The following is a 16,266-nucleotide window of genomic DNA, read 5'->3' as shown; positions in this document are numbered from 1 at the left end:
TTATTGAGCCTTCATTACATCATTTATTGCGTTCGCTGATTTAGATGCGATTTTAGAGACCGTTTCCTGATAGATCGTGTAGTGAAAAACTGATTGTTGAATAGCTAATGTATCAGCCATACTAAACTCACCTTTAGCCGCTTGCGCTTGCTTAACTGCCGCCATTATATCTTCAAACCCGCTACCAACATTATTTACTGTGGTTTCCATGACTGAGAGTTGTACATTTTCAGTTCCAAATACAGACACGATAGCTACCTCATCAATTTTCTATATTGCATGAGTTTACGATACGCCAACCCATAAAGAATGTCAAGAGACAGTACCTGCTTTGTAATCTTTTATTTACAATTCTAACCAACAGACTTGATACTGACGTTACTACTAGAACGTGGGATATAGGGTAAACTTACGGGACTAGATCTCAGTTAGCGGTGAATGAATCTGTTAAGGCCAATTGATCTATTCAGATTTGAACGGCCCTTTGCTAACCCTTACGTAACCAGTATTAATGAACGTTCAAAAGTCGTTCATGTAAAATACAAGAATAGATTGAAAGGCTCACTTCGTTACATCGCAATTGATTCAACAGGTTTGAAAATCTGCAGCGAAGGAGAATGAAAAGTTAAAATGCTTGGAGTTGATGGAGTAGGGCTTAGCGGAAACTACATCTGGCCGTTGATGTCGATACTCATAATGTGTAACTATCAAACCGTGAGCAATTACAGCAATGCATACCATAAAGTTCCGGCATTGGCTAATCTACTTTGAACATATAATGCTTAATGGTTTCAAGCAGCCATTGATAAGCTGGTAAATAGGCTATCAGAGCAATCGTTCGATGACATATTTGGGTTTCTATCAGTCTTAATTAGGAAAAAGTAACATCATTACTGAGTGTTCAGTCAACTCTTCTCGAAACCTTGATGATATACTTTGTCTCTTCAGGCAAGTCTGGGAGTGGAAGTGGAAGTAATATTATCTTAATCTACAGCTAGGTTGCCACGACAAAAAATCACTTGAGTTAGATGTGGGCTAAAGGTTAACTGAGGCAAAAAGCTTCGATATCTAGCCCTCAAAAGTGAGTAATTACGCGTTTTGTATGAGAAAGATACTGTCGCTCACCTTAACTACAAGATTCATAGACAAATTTTCGGTGAAGATAGCGTCAGTAATGAGAACTTGACGTAACAATTTCTCATAATAATGAAGTAAGAGTGTTAAATAAATACGTTATAGTGATGCCCCTCCTTCACCAAATTCGTTGTATCAAAGACATTGTGGAATTCGTTAAAAATCACATCAGATAAAGCATCAAAATCGTCTATATTTTCATTAACTATAACGTCAAATATCTGCGCTATTCCCTCACCAGACCATATTAGGTGTAAATTTTCCTTTAATGCACTTTTTATTTCGTTATGACTGTATTGACGCAATGGTTCAGGTTTAAACTTGGTTAGCGCCTCATCGATACTAGCATCCAGTTGAGATTCATAATTCGCTTTAATATTATTTATTATATCTTCAGTACTAACTTTTTCTTTATCTGCATATTTTACATCGTGATTAGTATCAGTAAGAATCGCTCTAAAAAAACACATACCATCGCTAGTAACTTGGACCTTTCTTCGCTGTGGTTCACTTGCATCAACTATAGACAATAATGAATCTGCATCAAAAACACCGTTATTGGGTTTATTGTCCCGCCACCACTGCGGTTTTTCATTATACGCATCAAATTTTTTTACACTTTCCTTGACGGTATTAGGGATATCATCGAAGGTTTGATCATGAATTTTTGTGCTTGCTAGCAATAGTAACTTAGGGTGAGAATCTATTACTTCTTGAGTAGTAACACTACTTGAAAAGTCAGTAATTAGCTTTTGACATCCAGCGCGTACTGTATTTGCTATTTCATGCGTTACTCCATCTCTCACCATCAATAATTTGCAAAGAAGGTCTTGGGAGTATGAAGCTATTTCTCCATTTCCTAAAGCTAAATTCTGAAGAAGCTCAATACTTTCTTGTGAATTTTTCTTTGAGAGTTCAAATAAAGCATTCAGATGTTCTTTTACTGTTTCATTGCCTAGTTTAAAATCTAGTTTTTTTTTGTCATTACTAGCAAACAAAAGCTCGGAAACAACTTTATTGTGTTCGCCTACTTCATATATTGATCGTGACGGTGATATGCTTGAGATGACTGAACTCATTACTACTCCTTAAAACGATATTATTTTACCTGCTTCGCTTCAGAATTAGGCAATGACATACACTTTTTTAACAACATCCACATTAAAAGTACTACTCATTAGTGTTGCCGGATTATATATCATACAGTGGAAAAATAGCGTCAAAAACAGCATATTTATTGTAACATTCTCTACGGTAAATATGCCGTTGATAGGGAAAGAACACTAAAAGTCGAAGTCTTCATCTTCTACATTTTCAATCTCATGAAGGCCTAGATCAGTATATATTTTAACCGCCTTGTCATGCACTTTGTTAGCATCTAAGTCATTAACATTCACATGTTCACCATCAATCAATTCGTCTAATATGGATTGAAACATGGGTGAGTTATAATCAGCAGCTGATATGTCACGCTCAGTAGTTGAAGCAATGCCGATAACATTGGCATTATTTATACTGTTTAGTATATTTCTATGGCCGTCGAAATGTTGTTGAGAATCAACATTAATCTGCTCTCCGTTCTTTACTGAGTTAACATTTTGATTAAAATCTTTTGTTACTTCGCCTGTTGAGTTGGTATCTAGAGGAGTAACACGCACTGGCATTACCGTGTTTAATTGGACCATATTTTTTCCTTAATTTTTGGAGGATTAGAATATAGGTTCTTATCTATACTAATTAACAATTCATTGCATGGATAACACATATCGTCTGTTAGCCCTAAAAGACTGACATTAATTTATGATGACCACTTGATCATATCTACAAGATTTGGAATTTGGTCAGCTAATGGCTTATCGATATCATGATTTAATGGAGATAATACTCTACCGTATGTTAGCATTTTATCGGCATCTTTCTGATACTCAGGTTTTATATTATTATTAATCCATCTACTAACATCGAGGCGCTTCATATCAACTGTAGTGAGCCCACCTAAATGACCTCGGTTTGAAGAAACAAATTTACCTTGAGTTGATTCAATCATAGATACAAGCAGAGCATAGTTATCAGACTGAGCCTGTCCTGCTTCAGCCCATTTATAACTAGCAGAGTTAATCATCGAATTTAAACAATCTGGTCTATATATAGGCGTATAGAGTATCGGATATATTTCATTACCACCACTATCAACACGATTGCGATCAGAAAATCCATCAGTATCTATATGACGGACCATATTCGTGCCATCTTTGATCGTCATATTTTCTGGTTTAATATCATTTGCAAACACGCGGTCTTGATGCATAGTTTTTAGATCAGCGCATATTTGCTTAAAATCTCCCAATGGCACCTTTTCCCCATCCAAAATTTTAGAGTTAAGAGTTTCACCTCCATTTTCAGCAATAACTAAATCAGGGCGTACAAAGACACTATTCGTTACAGATGGGTATTTAGTTAATGTATTGGTAGAGAACTCGTTAAATTCCTCTCCATCTCGTTCACTGGAGTCATCAGTATTTACTTTCAATTGAACGAAACGATCATCAGCTCTATCTAACGACTTAAATGAACCAGACGCTTGATTATTAGGCTCACCTTTTGGGGTTAATCCAACTAACTTATTATCAGAGTTATAGAAATAACTTGTTTCATCAGGCTTGGTATTCGAATCAACAGACTTCGACTCACGCTTAAGCTCTTTGAACCCAACTTCATTTACGGGCTTCTGTTTAAGAATTTGTTGGTGAGTTTTCCAAGCCTTCTGAATAACGCTTGCCATTGTATTTTTACATTTAATATTTCCGATATTATTTACAAACTCTGGTGTTACCTGTGAATTAGATTTCGGCTGAGCAGCATTAATATTATTTGATTGTAGTAATATAGCTGGCATTCATCACCTCCCCATCACCGAATTACATGTCAGCTAACGCTAGAGCCGCATTATTTAATGTAGTTAACGCTTCCGAAAGATCTTTACTCAAATCGCGACTCTCACAAGATACGTTAATCATTATGACTAGATTTTCACCTAAAACGTTAACAACCACATCCTTATTTTCAGTAAGAATCGAGATTATTTTTGAGGCGTTAAGTTGTAGTGAATTCTTATTTCTAAAGGGCACCTTAACTCCAGTATAAATAGCATCATTCTCTTTACTTAAGTATATTTCACCACCTTTCGTAAGCTCAATTGCTACTGGGCCGTCATCATTAATTCGACTTAACTTACCAGCAGGCACACCTAAAGTATCTACTAAACATTTAAACATTGTTTGTCTAAAATTCATAATCTAATTCCTTTCTTATAATCCAAAAAATAAACTCTGAAAGCGTTCATATATGCCTGAACCTTGTTGAGAGATCAGTAACATAAGAACGATTAACTTTGCGACGAGAGGCAAACCTGGGTCTTGAATACTTAATACTGTTTGTATTAATCCTACAGTAACCCCCGTAATTACGAAGGCTACTGAAAATAGTAGAATAGAGTCTTTCAGTAAGTCAAAACAAGCTGCTGTAATATCAAATACGCTCATCTTCGATCTCTAACTTCTCACTTCTTTTTCCGTAGCTAACTGAAACACTACTCTGTCTAAACTCAAAAAGAAAACTCTTCTTCCGATACGTCACTACATAACTATTTACCTGCTGTATCTGACTAAATACTTCATGGGATATAGCTGCATTCATTGTAGGTATTAGTTTCATTTCAGCAATAGGCGTCGAAATAATATTATTTGTTGAAGAAAATGATAAATTAACCGATTGGTTTTTCACCGCCTCTTTTGGGTTGTTCAGAGAACTAGGTGTTGTCGTTATGTTATTTATATGTCTCTTATCATCGACATCTAAGGGGCTTTTTATTTGTGAGCCGAATCGATTACTATCAACAACTGACTTCAGTAATTCTTCTCCATTGCTTTTTACAGTTGTTATGGATAAATTACTACTTTTACTGTCTGTGATCAATTTTGAAGAATCAATACTTCTGCCATCCATAGTCGGTTTTTTTGTATCATGAACCTTACTATCCGTGTCTGGCTTTAAGGTATCACCACCCTTACCTACCGTTATTATTTTCGAAGAATCAATACTTCTGCCATCCATAGTCGGTTTTTTTGTATCATGAACCTTACTATCCGTGTCTGGCTTTAAGGTATCACCACCCTTACCTGCCGTTATTATTTTTGAAGAATCAATACTTCTGCCATCCATAGTCGGTTTTTTTGTATCATGAACCTTACTATCCGTGTCTGGCTTTAAGGTATCACCACCCTTACCTGCCGTTATTATTTTTGAAGTAGCAGCGTCTTCAGTAATACCAATTAATTTCGAGTCACCACCTGTTTTTTCATCAATAGATAGTTTTATGCGCTTAAAACTATGTTTTACTAAACTTGGAAACTCGCCTTTATTTTGTAATATCTCTGAAGATTGCGCTTTACTTTCCTTGAGTGAGAGCGGGTCAGACACAGATGTAGACTTATCACCCACCCCAATATAACTGCCGCCCTCATTATGAGTATTAGATTTCTTTACATCAACTTGTTTTCTACTTGAGGCAAAATGAATATCACTGAGTCCTAATTTTGATAATAGATAACCATCGTCACTTAAATGCTTTCTACCTACAAAGGGTTTGTTTTCACTAGAGTTTTGTTGAGATTCACTTTCTGGTTTTAATGATGACTGGGTATTAGCCAGTACTATTTCACCATCTTGTGAAATTAGACCTTCGAAATTTTCATCATTATTTCTAAATCTTAAAGTTTGTGAATTATTCTTGTTTAAAGTTTCTTTATTAAATTCATCTTTGGTATTATTTAATAACTTTGAAGCTGGATATGATTGCTTACTTTCAATGTTCATGATCCTTTACCCCGCGTAGTTATGTCTAACTTCAACCAATGCATCTTTTCGCTTTTCGAGAGAAGCTTTTAGTAGTATGTGACTTTCGATATCCTGATCCACTTGTTTAATTTTCTGGCTATTAACTGAAGCATCAAAGAAAATAGATTCGATATTCGATTTCAATTTTTCCCTTGAGCCAAAATACCCTTTCAAATTATCAACATAGTTCTCGATATTGAGTTCTTTTAATTTAACCTGTTGGAAATTTATTTCATTCCAAAGTTTTTGGTCTAAATTAACCAACTTTTCTTTCTCTTTTTTTAATTTTGATAATATCCGTTGGTATTTAGCAATTTTTATATCGACGATACTAATAATTTGACCAAATTCTTTCCATTCCTTGGAGGGTTTCTTCATACTCGACACCATCAAATCCCTGCTTCAAAAATTCCATAATCTTTGGATAACAACTTATAGCTAAATCAGTTTCATGATCATTTCCTTCTTCGTACTCTCCGACTCTTATTAATAGTTCAACATTATTATATCTATAAACTGAATCTTTCACTTTTTCAGAGAGGGCAGTGTAGACAGGATCTTGTACTTTATTTTGTAATCGACTTTTACTTTTTAACACATCAATTGCGGGATATCGTCCTGTTGAAGCGATCTGTGTCGAATAAACTAAGTGCCCATCAATTAAAGATTTCACTTCGTGTGCTATTGGATCAGCATCAATTTCCTTTTCAATCAATACGGTGAAGAAACCTGTCACTGAGCCATTGACAGAATTACCACAACTTTCAACTAGTCGTGACAATGATAGCGATACGCCTATAGGAATACTGTCACTAATTGGTGTTTCATCTAGCATCGCTTGTGCCCTAGCAAAACGAGTAAGGGAGTCAAAATATAGAACAACCCTTTTCCCTTGCTCCATAAAGTGGCGTGCGATCGATACAGCAACTAACCCAGATCTTACTTTTTCGAGAGGATTAGCTTCTGAAGTTGAGACTAAAGTGATAGATTTTTCTATTACCTGGGGACCGATTTCACCTTCTAAAAATTCAACAACTTCGCGCGCGCGTTCACCTATCATAGCAAATATAACTACATCTGCTTCCATATTATTTGCCATGATGGATACAGTTGTTGTTTTACCCGCCCCCGCTGGGGCAAATAAACCTACACGTTGACCAATACCAACAGTAAATAAGCTATCAATAATTTTAATTTTTGTTGGATAAACCGTTTCAATTGGAGCCCGTTGGTTTAACGCAAGAGGTTCAATGACAATCGGTAGCTCTTTGTACTCAATATCTTGACCTAAATATTGTTCTCCATAAAGACATTCGCCATAACAGTTGATAACCTTACCGATTAATGCATCCTCATTGAGTGGAAATGTAAATCTCTTTTCCGTAATCTCAATTTTAGCTCCAATCTGAATAGTCGCTGGTTCAAGTAGCTTTATCTCTACGTTATTTCCACTAACTTTAGAGATCTCACCTCGAATTCTATTGTCACTAATTGAGTGGATAAAGCACTCTTGGCCAATGAACGTATCTTTATCTACAATTGAAGTTACCGTATCTCCATAAAGCTCTCTAACTTTATAATAAGTTCGTATCATTTAACGACCTCGTATGAAACAGATATGTATCTCTTATAGTACCTTTTTTGATCCACTTTATTTTTAAACAATTCACCAATTAAAGGAATTGAAGAGATAATAGGAACACCAGTTTCAGTCGATGTCGTACTTGTCGTTTCAAAACCGCCTAGGATAACTGTTTGGCCATTTTTTATTATAACCTCTGATTTGATCTCTTGAGAGCTTACATTAGGTAAGGTTGAGTTTGTTCTTTCATCGAAGGCTTCTTCAAGATAATTTACGGATGCTCGCACGTCTCCAGATGGCAGTATCCTTCCCGTTATATAAAGCCCATTCTCAGCGACTATTTTCTCAAGCTTGGTTTCGTTTTCTGATACAAGGCGAACACTGGCAGTATCACTTTTACCAAAGTGACTTCCTAAGTTTTCAAGGGATAATATGTTAGTGCTATAAACAGACCTTGCTAAACCATTAATATAAAGTGCATTAAAGTTTTTTAAGTATTCAGTCGTATTTTCGAAAGGAGGCACAACTATATCATATATACCTATACCACTATTAATCCAATCGCTATCAACACCAAACTCTTGAGTTCTGTCTGTAGCGACATCATAAACTCTTAAAGAAAATATTATTTGACTTTTTCTTTCATCAATTAGTGAGGCAATCCTACGTGCAAGCCTTATTTCTTGAGGGTTCCCTCGTACTAAAAGTGCATTACTTTCTGGCAGAGGGAAAACCTTAGATGTTGTCTCTTCTTCTTCGAGCTCTTGCTTATTCTCTTGTGTAAGTTTTAATCTATAGGTTTCTAATATCTGATCACCATCCGTCACGTTCTGGAATCGACCAATATTTTGAATAGCATCATCGATTAATGTTGCTGCTCCCGGAATCATTACATCCGAACCGAAGCTATTTAAATCTCTATCCATTACTGAATAGTAAGAAAAATCAATTCTAGCTAACTCAAGATTATTTTGATTATCAAAAAACTCACTTTCATCTAGAACGTTCGCATAATATTTTACATCTTTATTGAAGCGACTTGTACCCGAAAAAATTAGTACTCGATTATTATTCCTGGTCATAATACCGAGATCTTTACTCATTTTGAAGGTTCGATTGAGTTCTTTAAATAGAGTAGCAACACTCATATTTCTCGGTTTAAACACCATGTTTGAATATTTAGAGTTTGACTCAACAGTTAAAGTCCCCCCATATTCATACCAATCAAAATCAAATACACTTGAAATTTTGTTAAGTATTATACTTCCTTTTCCAGATAAGTCTTGAGTTATAACTTCGTTGTTCGATTCTTTATCTAGATGATTAACCAGCTTTAAATTCATATCTTCAGCGATTGCTTCCAATGCTTGATTCACTGTGGTGTCTGAATTTTTTAATATGATATCAGCACTCAATATTGGACTAAACAATAAGGATGCTATCATTAAAACTTTACGCTTCATCCATTGTTTCCTTTAGCCTTTCCTGCGATTCTTTTATATTATTAATGCACTGTTTGACTATATTTTCATTAATCACCTCTTCCAGAAGTTTCTCAACACTAACCAAGTCTTGATTCAAGGTTAACACACCTCCTTCGTTAACACTTAATGTACCTTGATGCTGAGGGTCAACTTCAAATTTATCAGTACCTCCCTCTGCACGACTTTGAAATTCCATGGACATGAATTCTTTATTTACAATACTCATTTACCTATCAACCTTTCATATACATAATTAACATCACTAAATAGCCATGCATTTAGTGCGATAATTACTGCAATAGCTTTTATATCGGATGTGACAAACATCGAAAATGAAGCTTTCTTAAAATAGATGTCAATTAGTGCGAATGAAAAACTTACCATTAACATGATTATTATATATTTACCTGATAACATCAATATAATTGACAAGCAGTCAATTATGAATGAATATAATTCTTCAAAACCAGGTGCTATATTAACTTCATAACTTTGTTCTATAATCAAAACTAAAGGTTCAAATATTGCTCCGCTATCAAGTGCAATCATTAAGAAAACAAGAGAGCTCATTTGTGCTATCGAATCTGTTTCCTCAATAAATCTTTTATCTTGTACTGATTGTTCATTTAACAGAAGTAACTGCTGTATGATTCCTCCTAGCATCCCTACTAAGAAATATGGTACTGATGAAAATATTGCAAAAATTGCTACCGTGATCACCCATGTAAAGTCTACTGTTGGAGCAAGCCCGCCACTCGTCCAAAACATAGCTATTACAGCTGAAATAGCTAATGACGATATGTTATTTAAATATAACCTTGTAGGGTTAAACAACTTTAGGAATAAAAAAATTCCTGAAAACAATATCCAATCAGGGAAGAGTACCCTATCTATCATCATTGCATCACGGTAAATAAAACCGTCCAACTATCAGAGAAATAAAATACCGACAATTTTAACGGAGTTGATACTACTGTTGGTGATAACATCGTCATACCAACACCACTTAGTATTACAGCCACCAGGAAGTCAATACTTACAAAAATTATATAAAGTTTCAGCCCTAATTCAAAACCTTTATATAGGTCATATATTAAACTCCCTATAAAATATTTAAATATTTTGTCTTCTGGATTAAATTGCAAAGGTAAATCTACAATTTCAAGTAGCTTTTTCGCCTTGATTTCTGATTTTTCAAATAACTCTGGAAAAAACTCTTCTGCACGAGTTACTATTGAGAACAGTGCTAGTTTATTTGAATCCTTTAATATTTCTTTAGATTCTTCTTTCTCCTCGTTAGACATTTCCGCATTAAAATACGGTTCAATTCTTTCCAACCCAAGTTGGACTTCAGGCCAAATACTATTTAGTGCCATCAGTCCCGCAAGTAGGTTAACGACCATACCTGGCGGGATCTGCTGAGTTCCTATAGCGTTTTTTATAATATTTAAAACTATACTGTATTTTATAAACCCCGAAAAGCAAATAAAGAATGCTGTCGATAATAACACTATAACGAGTAGCGTTACTAAGTTAACACCGGCATATGGGTTGTCAGGGCTTAATAGGGTTATCAAAGAAAAACTCTCAGGTTAAATATTTCTTGCCGAAGACATGATTGCATCTTTGACGGATTTAATCGTACTTGTTGATGTTTGGGCTGCGATATTTTGCTCACCCATCAAGTGCTGTAATTCTAATGAGTCTGATGTAGAAAGAATCAGCGTACCTGTAGGGTCTGGTACAAAAACACCAGAAGCATTAATAGTACCAGTATGATCTTCCAGAAACGTCTCTACTGCGTCGTCTGCTTTCTGTACGGCTGAACCAAGATGATGATCCAACTCACCTGTAGTTAATGACATATCTATTTCCTCAATATTATCGTAGATGAATTCTTACTATACAGTCATATATACTGTATGTAAACAATGGAAATTGACTTTGTTTACTTATAGACCTGTTTTTCTATCTATGTGTCATTTCAAAATTGGAGCACATCTAAGTTCATACATAAGCTTTAGCTCTCCCCCCTTTTGTATAATTTTATAAAAAAAGCACCTGAGCTACTGACGTATAATGCGGCATAATAAAAAAAGCCTGCAATCAGCGTCGATTGCAGGCTTTCACTATTCTTAAGCTTAAGCGAATTTATAACACCTCTCGAGCAACCAGACTTAGCAATAGGGTTTTTCGTTCAATGCCCATACCTTTCTTGTCACTCTGCTATTGTCTTTTCGTCGTCTGCAATCGCGCGTGCTGCGTTACGCTGAAAGACAAATTTGTCGGCAAGGCGGGTTATATCTGGTTGAATTGTCGTTTCATTCTGTCTCATTGGATTAGGCTCTCAATAATAAAAGTAATTTTCCGAGGTTCTACATTATTGAGTTCCATTCTCCGGCTAGTACTCTTAATGCGCTCTTGCTTTAGTCATGGTTCTCTCGGTATCGAGCTACCGTCGCTCGCGTAGATGCGTGCTAGTCTTCGTGTTCTCTAAGGCTTCAAGCGTGCCAAGATCCACTTGGTAGCGCTCTTGCACCAAGATTTCATTGTTTTCAAGAATAGCTAAGCGGGGCTGCTCAATCTCAAGCAGTTGTTGATTCACACCAATCTCAAGCCAAACATGCATAATATTTGGAGTTAAAAGGTCTTTGCTTTGTAGGCTTGCCTCTATTGCGGCGATGTCTTTTTGAGAAGCCGTAGTGGTTGCGCCGGTGCTGTCGCTAGGTACTGCTCAAATTCCATAATGTTAACCAGGCCAGTAAGCTGATTTGTTTGCTGAACGTTAACCTTAAAATTAGGTAACTCGGGTTGCTGATACTTCTAAATCAGCAATTCAATCGATTGGGTTCGGTTGTTAGTGGCCTGAGTCGCAAAATTTGCATCACTTGTCTCAGCACAGCCGGTCACTCCTAAAAGTAGGCCTCTCATCATCAAAGTGATTAGTGGATATCGAAATGTCATTGGTGCCCTTTCCCGCAAACTTAAAAGTCAAAACTAAGTTGCAGGAAAGATAAATTAACCGAGGTTAAGAACGGGTTAATAAACGTTGGCTATTTTTATCGTAAGAACTTGTACCAATCATGATAAGTTGGTGTTCAGATAGTTGCGTAGAAAAAATCGCTTAGAGTAAAACATATATTACTGCTAGCTGATTGCCCTAGCTACAAAATCTGTATGCGATTTTAGTTAGCAGAATGATCAGGTATTTATTCTGGTTGGTATCAAAACAGGTAACGAAGAGATATGCCACCTTCATTTGTCGTCGCATTGCCGGAGATTTCTGCGGTTTGATAATCCCCATCTCGGTGGGTATAAAACGCTCCGACACTCATTCGGGCATTAAACTGGTAGTCTGCTCTTAAATTAAAAATGGTTTCTTCAACCAAATCACTGTGGTTAAATTCGCTTTTTCCCGCTAACTCCCAATTCTTATTCAATGCATACTTCAATTCTGCACTCGCGCCCCACATCATTTCGTTGTCTTTGAAGAGCTCTTGGTCCGTAGCATCATTACTTTGAGAAGCCCATAAGTACCCTAGCTTCACGCCAGCGACAATATCGAGCTTAGGCATCAACGGATAGCGATAAGCAACACCTGGCAACAAGGTATAGAGCTCTGTCGTAGTGTCGTTTGGATGTATGAATTTCGCAGTGTAGTCGAGTGTCGCAAGAACACGGTCTGTCCAAAGGTATGTACCGCCAATCGAAAGTGCAGTCACATTGTTGTTCACGCCTATATTCTCATTGAGAGAACCTGCACTCAGATCAGCGTAAACATAGTCATACTTTATGTCATTCGTCTCTGCTGCTGCCTGTGATGGCAAAGAGACAAAAAGTGCAAGAGGGGCTAGCATCCAACCAAATTTTACTTCCATTTTAACCTCGGTATTTCCCTAACAGCGTGGTTACCTAAATCAGATTCAGGACAATGACTAAAAATATAGCGCAACTCGGCATCAACTCATGGATGAAATCGTAAGATTTTTGATCAACCGCTAGCAAATGACCTGATAAATGCACAATAAATCAGCAATCTAAATCAAGCTCGCTGAGACTTAGTGAGTTTTTGGCCTACCGATAGCAAAAAAGATCTCCGAGGAGATCTTTTTATTTAATTGGTTAAATTGAATGACGCTATCAAAACTTGATAATGAGCTCATCTTGATTATTGGTGTCTATTTCAGCGTCAAACTTAGCGCGGACTCTATCAAGTTGCTCCACTTCTAGTTCATAGGGCATGACCAACTTAAGCTCTTTAACGCCTTCTGTCTTGGCCAATTTTAGTAGCGTTATTATGTTTGATTCATCGCTACGACTTGCAGACAATGATTTCATTGCCTGATCCCACAAGCGGTCTTCAACTGTAATCGTCTCTTTGATCGTGTTTTTCCAAGCTAAGCTGAAAATCGGTGCGAACGTACTCATTGCTTCCAAGAATGTCCATTTCTTGCTGCAAGAAGCTCCGAGAAAAGAGGTATAGTCGAATACAACACTTGTCTTGCCTAGATGTTCCATATCATCCCCCGTAATGTCGGCAACACAGTGTATTCAATATCCTTCATATGGTTTTATATAGCAATAGGATATAAAACAATCGTCTTTTATACCCATAATTCTGTTTAAAACGCTATATAAAAACCGAGGATGTAACAAATGATGAACAACAACATACTGATCGGTATCTTTCATTTAATATTTTGACTACCGAATAATGCTATTTGATGTCGACTATTTTACTCGCTTTCTTGTACTGGATTCGCCAACCCCGCCACTTGGGTAACTCCCAACGTTTTGGGTAAGTTTTACGTAGACCATCACGGTGGACCACGTACACCAGCTTTTTACTCGGGTGGTAGTCAACATCCAAATTGAGATCGCCCAGCAGCAGTTCAAAAGGATAATCAGCGGCAAAGTCGTCATACTCCCAATAGGGGATCCCTTCAAACGGAAAATCCTCTTCATTAAAAAGCTCTAGTTCGTCAATGTGTTCAAGCTCTAGAAGCTCTAACTGCTCTCGGAACCAAGAATCAAACGTTAACGATCCGTCCCTCTCATTCCCTTCACCTAGCCCAAGCGAGACGTATATTTTCCAATGTTCAATTTGACGATGTCTTAACTTAGCAAAGCCGGGCATGACCTTCTCTGACTTCACTGCGTCGATCATCGGCCCAATCGCTAATGCACCTTTTGCCTGCTCATAACGCTTTGCAATCACTTTTCCAGCGTAAAGCAGCTGCATTTCCACTTGGTGTACGCCGTCTTCTTCTATCGTAGCCCCTTGTTGCCACTCACCTACAGGAAGATCCACAAGCACTTTGAGGTCAATCGGTAACGTAAACGTCGCCAAATTCAACGTCTGTTTCACGCCTCTCCCCGGTAAGCTATGTGTATCCAATACAATCGCCGCTTCATTCTTAACGTTAAAGCGACTTTCTCTTCCTAACGTGACTTCCATGTTGCCATTACTCATGGCGTCTCTGCGTTTTTCACGTCGAACAAAAATCAGTTCAGGATGAAGTACAGCAATGGCTTTAACCAACTCACTGTGTCTATAGCGAGATGCCACTTCAAGTTGTGGAAGTTCGAACGCTTCCCTCATTTGCGCCGATAATGCCCGAGCCTCTTTGAGTACATCCGCATCAACATTCACGCCTGAAAACAACTCGCCTCGCAGCAACCCAATCGCTAATTGCCCATCGCAGCCCAAAGGCTCTTCGAGTGCGAGTTTCTCTTGCTGCTCTTCGCTGTTAGACCGTCGAGACAAGTTTGCTGGAGTCGCTAAAACAGCCGTCATATCAACCATCGCTTCTTTAAGTGCCTTCGATGGCATACGAGTCACTAAATCAGCGTACAAAGCATCAATTGGTAGCGGGTAAATTCGCTTGCCATGCTCGGTCGCTAGGCCTTGTGAATCCACCGCGCCCATGGATGAAAGTATCTCATTTGCTTGCACTAAGGATTTACTCGGAAGAGGTTCGAGGAAAGCCAATGACTTCAGTGAACGACCGCAACTTGCGGCAGCTAGCATAGCCTCTGTGAGTGACTCTCGATGCATTTCTGGTGGTGTTACGGCCGCTAATGCAGCGTGCTCTCCATAGAGCTGGATACAGATCCCTTCCATCACTCGACCCGCTCGGCCCGCTCGCTGTTTTGCACTCGCTCTGGAGATGTGTTTTAAACTTAATGCGGTTCGGCCGTTTCGTTGCTCTGTGCGACGCTCTAACCCCGAATCAATCACAGCGGCAATATTGGGGATGGTTAATGAGGTTTCAGCAACGTTGGTCGCTAGAACGATTTTTTTATACGCTTGTTGGTTCAATGCTATGTTTCGTTGTTCGTCGGTCACCGAGGCATGCAACGGCACAGTTGTTACACCATCAACAGATGACAAGGCCGATAAACATTGAGTGATCTCTTTTCGTCCCGGTAGAAAAACGAGAATGTCGCCCTCAATATCGAGCAGAGATTCCACTTCTTGCTTTACTCGCTGGTCGAGATTGCGGATGTCCGGCAGCTGCCGAGAATCGAGCGCGCGACACCCTACCGAGACGGAAAAGTTCCGACCTTCCGCATGAAGACGCTGTGCACCGATATATTCCGCGAGCTTTTGCCCCTCTATGGTCGCTGATGTCACAACCAAGCGATGGGCCTGAGTCTCTTTCATCAAAGCAACGAGCAAGTCCGTATCCCAACGGCGTTCATGAAATTCGTCGACAATAATCGTCTCAAAGTCCGCTAATTGGTTTTCTGCATACCATCGCAATGCGACGCCTGGAGTGACAAACACAACCTGCGTGCGCTCGTCAAAACAGGTTTCAAGCTTGATTGCATACCCGACCGATTGACCTACAGACTCTTGCTTTTGCTCGGCGAGAAACTGCGCCAACGAAGTACAAGCGATTCGTCTTGGTTCAATCACTAACACGCGTCCTTTCTCTGCCGCCCAAAGCGGCAATCGAGTCGATTTTCCCGATCCGGTTTCGGCCTCAACAATCAAATGTGAGGTCTCCAATAAGCGAAGGAATTGCGGTTTAAGAGAATCGATTGGCAAACTAGACATGGACTTCTGTATTGATTGAGCTAAAGCACAAAATTATATACGCAAAGTGTGCCAGAATGCAGGAATATTCAGTTTACAATACGACAACGAATCCCTATCATTTTCAT

18 protein-coding genes are annotated in these 16,266 nt (G+C 38.2%); all 18 read right to left on the bottom strand.

The window, feature by feature from the left end; translation table 11 throughout:
- The 18 genes from EJ063_RS07560 to EJ063_RS07480 all read right to left on the bottom strand — a co-directional run bounded on the left by EJ063_RS07560 (nt 1) and on the right by EJ063_RS07480 (nt 16,159).
- Nucleotides 1-210 carry an EscF/YscF/HrpA family type III secretion system needle major subunit gene (locus EJ063_RS07560; RefSeq protein WP_126573955.1) on the bottom strand — a complete coding sequence of 70 codons (210 nt, stop codon included), beginning with the start codon at nt 208-210 and terminating at the stop codon, nt 1-3.
- A gap of 1,010 nt (nt 211-1,220) precedes the next feature.
- A complete protein-coding gene (locus EJ063_RS07555; protein WP_126573570.1) occupies nt 1,221-2,213 on the bottom strand; it encodes a hypothetical protein in 993 nt (330 codons plus the stop codon).
- Between the two features lie 204 nt (nt 2,214-2,417).
- Complete coding sequence (locus EJ063_RS07550; protein WP_126573569.1) at nt 2,418-2,819, bottom strand: hypothetical protein; 402 nt, start codon at nt 2,817-2,819, stop codon at nt 2,418-2,420.
- 113 nt (nt 2,820-2,932) lie between these two features.
- Nucleotides 2,933-4,030: a serine/threonine-protein kinase gene (locus tag EJ063_RS07545; protein ID WP_126573567.1), complete on the bottom strand. Its 1,098-nt coding sequence runs from the start codon at nt 4,028-4,030 to the stop codon at nt 2,933-2,935.
- Between the two features lie 22 nt (nt 4,031-4,052).
- Nucleotides 4,053-4,427: a type III secretion system chaperone family protein gene (locus tag EJ063_RS07540; protein WP_126573565.1), complete on the bottom strand. Its 375-nt coding sequence runs from the start codon at nt 4,425-4,427 to the stop codon at nt 4,053-4,055.
- A gap of 15 nt (nt 4,428-4,442) precedes the next feature.
- Nucleotides 4,443-4,676: a flagellar biosynthetic protein FliQ gene (locus EJ063_RS07535; RefSeq protein WP_126573564.1), complete on the bottom strand. Its 234-nt coding sequence runs from the start codon at nt 4,674-4,676 to the stop codon at nt 4,443-4,445.
- Nucleotides 4,663-6,009, bottom strand: coding sequence for a hypothetical protein (locus EJ063_RS07530; RefSeq protein ID WP_126573562.1), 1,347 nt, complete (start codon nt 6,007-6,009; stop codon nt 4,663-4,665). Before EJ063_RS07530 ends, EJ063_RS07535 begins: the two co-directional genes overlap by 14 nt.
- 6 nt (nt 6,010-6,015) lie before the next feature.
- Nucleotides 6,016-6,408, bottom strand: a complete 393-nt coding sequence (locus EJ063_RS07525) for a hypothetical protein (protein WP_126573560.1) — start codon at nt 6,406-6,408, stop codon at nt 6,016-6,018.
- Nucleotides 6,362-7,624, bottom strand: coding sequence for a type III secretion system ATPase VscN2 (vscN2, locus tag EJ063_RS07520; RefSeq protein WP_126573558.1), 1,263 nt, complete (start codon nt 7,622-7,624; stop codon nt 6,362-6,364). The genes EJ063_RS07525 and vscN2 overlap by 47 nt, the downstream gene beginning before the upstream one ends.
- Nucleotides 7,621-9,075: a secretin GspD/PilQ domain-containing protein gene (locus EJ063_RS07515; protein ID WP_126573556.1), complete on the bottom strand. Its 1,455-nt coding sequence runs from the start codon at nt 9,073-9,075 to the stop codon at nt 7,621-7,623. The genes vscN2 and EJ063_RS07515 overlap by 4 nt, the downstream gene beginning before the upstream one ends.
- Nucleotides 9,065-9,322: a hypothetical protein gene (locus EJ063_RS07510; RefSeq protein ID WP_126573554.1), complete on the bottom strand. Its 258-nt coding sequence runs from the start codon at nt 9,320-9,322 to the stop codon at nt 9,065-9,067. Before EJ063_RS07510 ends, EJ063_RS07515 begins: the two co-directional genes overlap by 11 nt.
- Nucleotides 9,319-9,996: a type III secretion system apparatus protein VscT2 gene (locus EJ063_RS07505; protein ID WP_244225162.1), complete on the bottom strand. Its 678-nt coding sequence runs from the start codon at nt 9,994-9,996 to the stop codon at nt 9,319-9,321. The genes EJ063_RS07510 and EJ063_RS07505 overlap by 4 nt, the downstream gene beginning before the upstream one ends.
- The gene (locus tag EJ063_RS07500) at nt 9,993-10,673 is read right to left on the bottom strand and encodes an EscR/YscR/HrcR family type III secretion system export apparatus protein (protein WP_126573552.1); all 681 of its coding nucleotides are present in this window, start codon (nt 10,671-10,673) and stop codon (nt 9,993-9,995) included. The genes EJ063_RS07505 and EJ063_RS07500 overlap by 4 nt, the downstream gene beginning before the upstream one ends.
- 15 nt (nt 10,674-10,688) lie before the next feature.
- Entirely contained in the window at nt 10,689-10,961 is a 273-nt protein-coding gene (locus EJ063_RS07495; protein ID WP_126573550.1) for a hypothetical protein, read from the bottom strand.
- A gap of 587 nt (nt 10,962-11,548) precedes the next feature.
- Complete coding sequence (locus EJ063_RS20880) at nt 11,549-11,701, bottom strand: hypothetical protein (protein ID WP_158675994.1); 153 nt, start codon at nt 11,699-11,701, stop codon at nt 11,549-11,551.
- A gap of 619 nt (nt 11,702-12,320) precedes the next feature.
- A complete protein-coding gene (locus EJ063_RS07490; protein WP_126573549.1) occupies nt 12,321-12,974 on the bottom strand; it encodes an outer membrane beta-barrel protein in 654 nt (217 codons plus the stop codon).
- Nucleotides 12,975-13,236: 262 nt separating this feature from the next.
- Nucleotides 13,237-13,614, bottom strand: coding sequence for a transporter (locus EJ063_RS07485; RefSeq protein ID WP_126573548.1), 378 nt, complete (start codon nt 13,612-13,614; stop codon nt 13,237-13,239).
- Nucleotides 13,615-13,813: 199 nt separating this feature from the next.
- Nucleotides 13,814-16,159 carry a helicase-related protein gene (locus EJ063_RS07480; RefSeq protein WP_126573547.1) on the bottom strand — a complete coding sequence of 782 codons (2,346 nt, stop codon included), beginning with the start codon at nt 16,157-16,159 and terminating at the stop codon, nt 13,814-13,816.
- Between the last annotated feature and the right edge of the window lie 107 nt (nt 16,160-16,266).

The organism is Vibrio aquaticus (assembly GCF_003970385.1).
Taxonomy (GTDB): Bacteria; Pseudomonadota; Gammaproteobacteria; order Enterobacterales; family Vibrionaceae; genus Vibrio; species Vibrio aquaticus.
Note: the sequence above shows the minus strand (reverse complement) of the source record. Positions and strands in the feature narration are given on the sequence as shown.

Coding starts and splice junctions, on each gene's coding strand:
- EJ063_RS07545 (WP_126573567.1), bottom strand. CDS start 4,030: ATGCCAGCTATATTACTACAATCAAATAATATTAATGCTGCTCAGCCG.
- EJ063_RS07555 (WP_126573570.1), bottom strand. CDS start 2,213: ATGAGTTCAGTCATCTCAAGCATATCACCGTCACGATCAATATATGAA.
- EJ063_RS07550 (WP_126573569.1), bottom strand. CDS start 2,819: ATGGTCCAATTAAACACGGTAATGCCAGTGCGTGTTACTCCTCTAGAT.
- EJ063_RS07480 (WP_126573547.1), bottom strand. CDS start 16,159: ATGTCTAGTTTGCCAATCGATTCTCTTAAACCGCAATTCCTTCGCTTA.
- EJ063_RS07560 (WP_126573955.1), bottom strand. CDS start 210: ATGGAAACCACAGTAAATAATGTTGGTAGCGGGTTTGAAGATATAATG.
- EJ063_RS07490 (WP_126573549.1), bottom strand. CDS start 12,974: ATGGAAGTAAAATTTGGTTGGATGCTAGCCCCTCTTGCACTTTTTGTC.
- EJ063_RS07540 (WP_126573565.1), bottom strand. CDS start 4,427: ATGAATTTTAGACAAACAATGTTTAAATGTTTAGTAGATACTTTAGGT.
- EJ063_RS07525 (WP_126573560.1), bottom strand. CDS start 6,408: ATGAAGAAACCCTCCAAGGAATGGAAAGAATTTGGTCAAATTATTAGT.
- EJ063_RS07485 (WP_126573548.1), bottom strand. CDS start 13,614: ATGGAACATCTAGGCAAGACAAGTGTTGTATTCGACTATACCTCTTTT.
- EJ063_RS07530 (WP_126573562.1), bottom strand. CDS start 6,009: ATGAACATTGAAAGTAAGCAATCATATCCAGCTTCAAAGTTATTAAAT.
- vscN2 (WP_126573558.1), bottom strand. CDS start 7,624: ATGATACGAACTTATTATAAAGTTAGAGAGCTTTATGGAGATACGGTA.
- EJ063_RS07535 (WP_126573564.1), bottom strand. CDS start 4,676: ATGAGCGTATTTGATATTACAGCAGCTTGTTTTGACTTACTGAAAGAC.
- EJ063_RS07515 (WP_126573556.1), bottom strand. CDS start 9,075: ATGAAGCGTAAAGTTTTAATGATAGCATCCTTATTGTTTAGTCCAATA.
- EJ063_RS07495 (WP_126573550.1), bottom strand. CDS start 10,961: ATGTCATTAACTACAGGTGAGTTGGATCATCATCTTGGTTCAGCCGTA.
- EJ063_RS07510 (WP_126573554.1), bottom strand. CDS start 9,322: ATGAGTATTGTAAATAAAGAATTCATGTCCATGGAATTTCAAAGTCGT.
- EJ063_RS07505 (WP_244225162.1), bottom strand. CDS start 9,996: ATGATGATAGATAGGGTACTCTTCCCTGATTGGATATTGTTTTCAGGA.